The sequence below is a fragment of the Mesorhizobium sp. M7A.F.Ca.CA.004.04.2.1 genome (assembly GCF_004022825.1).
Taxonomy (GTDB): Bacteria; Pseudomonadota; Alphaproteobacteria; order Rhizobiales; family Rhizobiaceae; genus Mesorhizobium.
This window is the reverse complement of the sequence record NZ_RZPH01000244.1, coordinates 1-6,571: the sequence shown is the minus strand read 5'-3', so window position 1 is coordinate 6,571 and position 6,571 is coordinate 1. Positions and strand designations below refer to the sequence as shown.

8 protein-coding genes are annotated in these 6,571 nt (G+C 60.2%); all 8 read left to right on the top strand.

All coding sequences use genetic code 11. The annotated features are described in order from the left end of the window. A partial coding sequence (locus tag EN893_RS13425; protein WP_206640113.1) for a hypothetical protein occupies nucleotides 1–2,332 on the top strand: 2,332 nt, incomplete at its 5' end. A 67-nt stretch (nucleotides 2,333–2,399) separates the two neighbouring features. Beyond that, entirely contained in the window at nucleotides 2,400–3,695 is a 1,296-nt protein-coding gene (locus tag EN893_RS13420; RefSeq protein ID WP_127270495.1) for a hypothetical protein, read from the top strand. 72 nt (nucleotides 3,696–3,767) lie between these two features. Next, nucleotides 3,768–4,562, top strand: a complete 795-nt coding sequence (locus tag EN893_RS13415) for a class I SAM-dependent methyltransferase (RefSeq protein ID WP_128361584.1) — start codon at nucleotides 3,768–3,770, stop codon at nucleotides 4,560–4,562. A gap of 387 nt (nucleotides 4,563–4,949) precedes the next feature. Continuing rightward, nucleotides 4,950–5,660, top strand: a complete 711-nt coding sequence (locus tag EN893_RS13410) for a glycosyl hydrolase 108 family protein (protein WP_127271129.1) — start codon at nucleotides 4,950–4,952, stop codon at nucleotides 5,658–5,660. After that, nucleotides 5,657–5,875, top strand: a complete 219-nt coding sequence (locus EN893_RS13405; RefSeq protein WP_027035106.1) for a hypothetical protein — start codon at nucleotides 5,657–5,659, stop codon at nucleotides 5,873–5,875. The genes EN893_RS13410 and EN893_RS13405 overlap by 4 nt, the downstream gene beginning before the upstream one ends. 1 nt (nucleotide 5,876) lies before the next feature. Then, nucleotides 5,877–6,110, top strand: a complete 234-nt coding sequence (locus EN893_RS13400; RefSeq protein WP_127271125.1) for a hypothetical protein — start codon at nucleotides 5,877–5,879, stop codon at nucleotides 6,108–6,110. Then, entirely contained in the window at nucleotides 6,095–6,280 is a 186-nt protein-coding gene (locus tag EN893_RS13395) for a hypothetical protein (RefSeq protein WP_127271123.1), read from the top strand. Before EN893_RS13400 ends, EN893_RS13395 begins: the two co-directional genes overlap by 16 nt. After that, the coding region (locus tag EN893_RS13390; RefSeq protein WP_128361583.1) for a hypothetical protein at nucleotides 6,280–6,571 on the top strand (292 nt) is incomplete at its 3' end. The genes EN893_RS13395 and EN893_RS13390, both read left to right, overlap by 1 nt.

The window sequence follows — 6,571 nt, the reverse complement described above, 5'->3', positions numbered from 1 at the left end:
GATCGGCACCGATGACATTGTGCTCTCGTTCTACCAGTCCGACGACACCGTCGGCGATATCCAGGCAGCCGCGCAAGGCATCATCGACCAGGCCCAGGCCGCTGCGGACGTAGCGACGGGCGCCATGACGACGGTGATCGATCCGCAATTCGCGACCAAGGCGACGGCCGAGGCATTTTACCCGCCGATAGCACCCACATACATCCGCACCGCCTTCTGCGACAGCTCTCAGGTGGCAGGCAGCGGCGCTGTGTACCGCAAGAATGGAACGAATGTCGGGGATTTGGTGATCACGCTGAGCGATGGCATGACGAAGACAGGCTATACGCTCGCCTCAATTCCGGTGACGGCATCAATGCTCGGCGCGCGTGGTGGCGGTGCGAATGCCACGGCTGCTATCAGTGCACTGCTCGCGGGCAGCTATCCGCATGTGCTGATTGACGGCTCCTACCAGACCGACGGCAACCACACGATCTCGACAGCGAAGAAGCGCGTCGAATGCCTGGGCGGCTCTGCCCTAATCCTGCGCGCGCCAGTCGGCACCGTTACCGGCCACCATCCCGTCATCGATATTGCTGCCGATGACGTCCTGATAGACGGGGACCTCACGATTGATGGTGGATCACATGCCGGCTACCAGGCTTCTATCGGTATTCGCGTCGGCCTCTCCACTGGTGCACGCCGGAAGCGGCCGACAATTCGCGGCGTGAAAGTCCGCAATCTTGGCCTTGCCGGCGTGATGGCGCTCTGTGTCGACAGCCCGACGATTGAGGACATTGACGGCTATAACATCGTCACGCCAACCGGCGGCGAGTTTGGCGACACGGTTTACGTGGCCGGCGTCCGCAAGCCGATCGTGCGCAACATCCGGTCGGCGAAGTGCAAACGCGACGGCGTCGTGTTGACCTATACGGGGAATCTAAACACCACCGACGTGTTAGTCGACGGGGTTTTCGCGGATGCACATCTCGACAGCCCCTCCGCCGGTGTCTGGGTGGAGATGACCGGTGCGCGAGATCCGCGAGGGATCATAACTAACGTAGTGGCGAATGACTGTCTGGTTGGCGTAGCTGCGACTGATGCCAACAGCGAGATCGTCATTTCGAATGTCAGGGCAATCGGCAACCGGCTCTCCGGTAGTTCTGCCGGTAACGTCTTTGGCGTTCAGATTCAGTCGGGCCGGCTCGATAACTGGTACATCGATCGCTACAACACCGCCCTGCAATTGGAGCCAAACGGCGAATATCAGTTCGCCCTCAGCTCGCAAGTTGGATCGTTTGCGACTGGCGAAACGGTCAGCGGCGGCACCTCTGGCTCCGCCGGAACCCTGCGGTTCCAACATTTTGAAATCGTCATCACCGGTTCAACCGTCGACTATGAACTCGGTGAGACGGTGACAGGCGGTTCATCCGGCGCGACGGGCATCTTGGTCGACTTCTTTGCCAACGTGCTAAGGGTCTTGCCGATAAGTGGGACGTTTCAGGCCGGTGAGACAATCACTGGAGGCAACTCTGCGATTGCCAAAACAGCAAACAGCGCGACCCGGCGCATCTATGTGCGCGGCTCGGCCGGCATCTTTCCGGCTGGCGAGACGATCACGGGTGGAATGTCGGGTGCCACAGCCGTAATCGCCGCGCCCTACCAGACGCCTCTTGCGATCGGTCCGGGCACGTTGATGAACTGCTCGACCGACGCCGTCGTCGTTGCGAACGTAGTGACACCGGCGAGCCTTAGCCTTTCTGGCATCAGGGGAAACACCCAGTCGCATGGCATCCGGTTCAACCTTTCCGTGGGCCAACGGCTGCGCAAAGCCAGTCTCAGGGACATCGCCCTGAAAAACTCGACCTCCATTGGCGTTGCTTTTCGGGTAAGCACCGGCGGCGTGATAGACGAAATGCTGGTCGATGGCTTTGACATGACGGAATGGGTTGGTGATGGCACCGGCAGTTCCATCACGGCCGGCATCGCGACCAGGTTTATTGGCGGCAACAATCCCGGCCTGCAGGGGACGTCGAGTGTGCCGACCAATCTGACCGTCAACACAACGCTGTCCGGGCTTCACAACCGGGCACTCTGCCACAACAACGGGGCCGGCGGGACGCGGACACATACGCTGCCGCCTGCCGTGCCTGGCCTTCGGATCGGCTTTGCCGGAGTACACGCAACCCATGTCATGAACATCGAGCCCAACGGGACGGACACGATCAAGGGCGGCGGTGCAGGAAAATATCTCATTCTCGATCCCGGCGAGCGTGTAACCCTGGAGGCATACGCAACGGGCTCATGGGTGGTCAGCGCGACAGTCGGCTGGGCGGGCGATTTCGAGTTGTAGACTTTGTCGTTGTGAATGACCGAATCGCCTAGGTTGCTTTTTTGATCCAAATGGACGAACGAAAGATATGGTGCTCGCTCTGTGGTCAATGGTGGCCGTGACCACCTTTATACTTGTGGCCCGCCACAATCGGGTTTCTGTTGTAGCGATTGGCTATGTCGGCCTTCTTGCTTATTCGGTGCCCGCGCTGATTGGCTTCACGCGACCTGTGAGCGCGAAAGGATTGGTGCCATATCTCGAGCCGGCGTCGTCGGAAGCAATTCTGGTGATGGTCGCTGCTTGGCTAGGGTTCGGGTTGGCGCTGCTGCTGATGCCTTCGTCTGTGGACGGGGGGCGTCCCCCTTGTTACCAGCTGCACCCGATGCGGGTCACCTGGTTCATTCGGTGCGCGCTGATCATTTCTTTAGCCTGCTATGCATGGATGGCAAACAGGGCTGGACTTGAGTGGTACGCGATGGAGCGTGCCGACATCTATGACGCCGTTGGTGGGCTCATTTCGATCGTGTGGCGTTGGGTCAGCGGCATCGGCCTTCTGGCATCGATCTATTTCGATAGGTTGTGGGGTCGCGGCGCTCGTATTTATCAAGCCATCTTTGCGTTAATGGTCGCACTTAATGCGATCGCGGGTGATCGGACTGTCCCGGTGATCTTGGCAATGGCGTTCGCCATCGTGTTGTTGTGGGAGTGGCCGATAACGAAGGCGGCCCTGCATTGGAAGGCATGGGCGATCGGGCTGGCGACGCTTGCGATCATCTTCTTTATGAAGCCCTTCTATCTGGCCTACAAACGCGACCTGCCGTTTGGCAGGATGCTGGCAGGCGGTTCTGATCCGATGGCTATGGTGGCCTCCTGGGAAGCCTTCGGCACTCATGAAAACATCGAAGGGCTGATTAGGAGTAGCACGACCTATCCATGGTGGAACACGGTTCGCGATACCTTGGCGCAACTGCTAATTCAGCCGTCGGCCTTCGGCTTTGACAGCACTGGGTTCAACACGGTGCTCCAGACCCAGATATTTTCGCAGGCGTTGTACGGCTTGGCTGGTACATTCTGGGGGCAGGCGTGGGCGATTGGTGGTATTCCCGTTGTGATCGTATTTGGGTTGATCTATGGCGGAGCGTTGGTGGCGTTGCACCATGCTTCGCTCAAAAGTAAGGGTATGTGGTTCTTCTTCTGGATCATCCTCGGCAGCGTGATAGGGGTCTATGCGCACCGGAATGCCTTGGAGAACGTTCTTGCGCAGGCACGGCAGCCATTCGTCGGTTTCGTGACGATTCAGGTCTTGGTGTGGGTACTGCTCTTCGGGCGCTTCCATACCAGCGTTCCGGCTGTTCCGATTGTGGGTCGAGACTACGGCAAATGAACTGATGTTGAGCAGCGCCTTGGGGGAGGCAAATGAACTGATGTTGAGCAGCGCCTTGGGGGAGGCAAATGAATGGTGGAGCAGGTATATCTCGATCAGCAGCATGATCGTCTTGTATTCATCGACCGACCAGCCGACGAAGGATTCTGGGACGATCGTTGGGCGCAATCCCTAACAGCAGCGGACATTCGGAAAAAGAGCGTCTTTGTCCAGCATGTTACCCGAAAGTATTTAAGCCCGCCTGATCGAGTGATTGATGCAGGCTGCGGTGTGGCCAATACAGTCTTTGGGCTCCATCACGCAGGGTTCGAGGCTTACGGATTAGACTTTGCCCCCGTAACCATCGCTAGGATCAAAAAGCACGCCCCAGAACTTAATATCGTTCTCGGTGACGTGCGAGAAATGCCATTCGAGGATGCCTTTTTCGAAGGGGTGTGGTCCTTGGGGGTGATCGAACACTTCAAGGATGGTTACGCATCGATCATCGAGGAGGCACGCCGAGTGCTGAAACCTGGCGGACTCCTTTTCCTAACTGTCCCCAGCGTGTCGCCATTGAGGCGTCTAAAGATGCGGCTCGGTCGATACGAAGATGTGAGTGCCGCGGACATGGCCCGATTTTACCAATTTGCCTTCACCCCGAACGACACAATTAGAACGATCAGCGGGATGGGGTTCCGGCTTTTGGAAAGTCGGTCCAGGGGCGGATATCTGGGGTTGATGCGGGAGAGCAGCTTGTTAAAGCGCCTGCTTGAACCATTGTATGAGAGCCGGTCGCGACCGATGGTGACCTTACGACGCGCGATCGACTTAGTGATCAGCCCAGTATCCTTTCACACAAAGCTGTTCGTCTTCAAAAGCACTAGCTGAAACTCGCTGAATTTCGAACTCCTATTGATCTTTATCCTGACGGAGCTTCTCATCGATGTCTCTCAGGCTTTTGTTGTACGCGCGCGTCTCTCGCCGCACCCCTATCGTGGCAATAACTACCCACGCGATGGAGAAGGCGCCGATGAGGACTCCTAAAACTAAATGTTTTATGTCAGGCATATGTGCTTTTACGCGCCCTAGGTGCGTCAATGACTTACCGAGCGCACGGGTCTCTTGCTGATACTCAGAATTTTAAAGTCTGTATCTGCCAACTTGGCGAATGATATCCAGAATCATAATCGCCCGCGTCAAACCTAACCTCCACCCGGCGAACATACCAAAAATCAAAAACTGAACAACTGCCCGGAAGGGCGGAAAGGAACCACCATGGACCGCAACTTCGCGCGGGCGCTTGCGCTTGTTCTCAAATCGGAAGGCGGCTGGTCGGACAATCCGGCTGACCCCGGCGGCGCCACCATGAAGGGCGTGACGCTTGCCAGCTTCCGTCGCTATGTGAAGGCCGACGCGACGAAGGCGGATCTGCGTGCGATCAGCGACGCGCAGGTCGCCACCGTCTATCGCCGCTTCTACTGGGACGCTGTGCTCGGCGCCGAATTGCCCGATGGCGTCGACCACGCTGTGTTCGATTTCGCCGTCAACAGCGGGCCTGGCCGGGCGGCCATATATTTGCAGGCGGCCGTCGGCGTTGCGCAGGACGGGCGGATCGGACCGGTCACCGTCGCGGCGGCCAAGGCAAAGCCGGCCGGTGTGACCATCGATGCGCTTTGCGATGCGCGGCTGGCGTTCCTCAAGCGGTTGCCGACATGGGCAACATTCGGGCGCGGCTGGTCCGATCGGGTCAGGTCGGTGCGGGTTCAGGCCCTGCTGATGTCGGCGCAGCGCCCCGCGGCGCCGGTGGCCGCGCCGGCGCCGCCCAGGGCCGAGACATCGGCTGATGTGATGCCGGCGGCCCAGCCCGTGCCGCCGGCGCCCGGCGGCAAGGCGGCTGCCGCGGCCGGCATCCTCGTTCTCATGGCCGGAGCGCTCGCGGCTTTCCGGCATCACGTCGCCGATTTTTTCGGGAGCCTGTTTCGATGAGATGGTTCAACACCAATGCGCTGCACAATCTCCTCAACACGCTGATCGCCATCATCTGCGGCGGCGCGCTCGCCGGCTTCGACTGGACGCTGCTCGGCGTGAGCGACCGCACCGCGCTTCAGATCAGCGGCGCCATTGCCCTTGCCAAGATCATCATCAACGCGGTGCGTGACGGGCCGCGCGGCATGGTCGCGCCGCCGGCCAAGGAGACATGAGATGGGAACACTCACCCTCGCGCTGCTTGGCCAGGCCTGGCCGTATCTTCTGGCAATGGGCGCCGCGCTTGCCGGTGCCTGGACAGCCTATGCCAAGGGCAAGGCCAGCCAGAAGGCCAGGCAGGATGCCGCCGACGCCGCGGCGCGCACCGAAGCCCAGAAGATCGACGATGCCGTCGCCGGCCGGACGCCGGACGACAACAGAGGGAGGCTGGCCAGATGGTCAAAATCATAGCGCTCTCGCTGCTGCTGGCCGGCTGCACCACATCAGGCGGGTCGTTCTGCGCGGCCGGGCATCCCCTCCGGCCGACAAGGGCGGAGGCGGCGACCCTTTCCGACGCGTCGGTGGCGGCGATCCTGGCTCACAACGAAAAGGGCCAGAAGCTTTGCGGCTGGAGGCCATGATGAACGATCTTTTCGACCTGCTCGGCATCAAGGGACCGGTCGTGGCGGCGGGCCTCGCCGGCGGCGTTCTGCGCGCGCTGTCGCGGCATCGCTACAAGCTGCGCGAAATGGTGGCCTCGCCGATCTGCGGCGCACTTGCGGCGGCCTACCTGACGCTGCCGGCGGTGTCCTACGCCAGGATCGCCGGCCTGCCGATGCCCGATCCCGCCGACGACACCACCACGCTGGCGGCCGCCTTCCTGATCGGCGTCTGCGCCATGTGGATTTCGGACGTCCTGTTCGAGTTCGTGG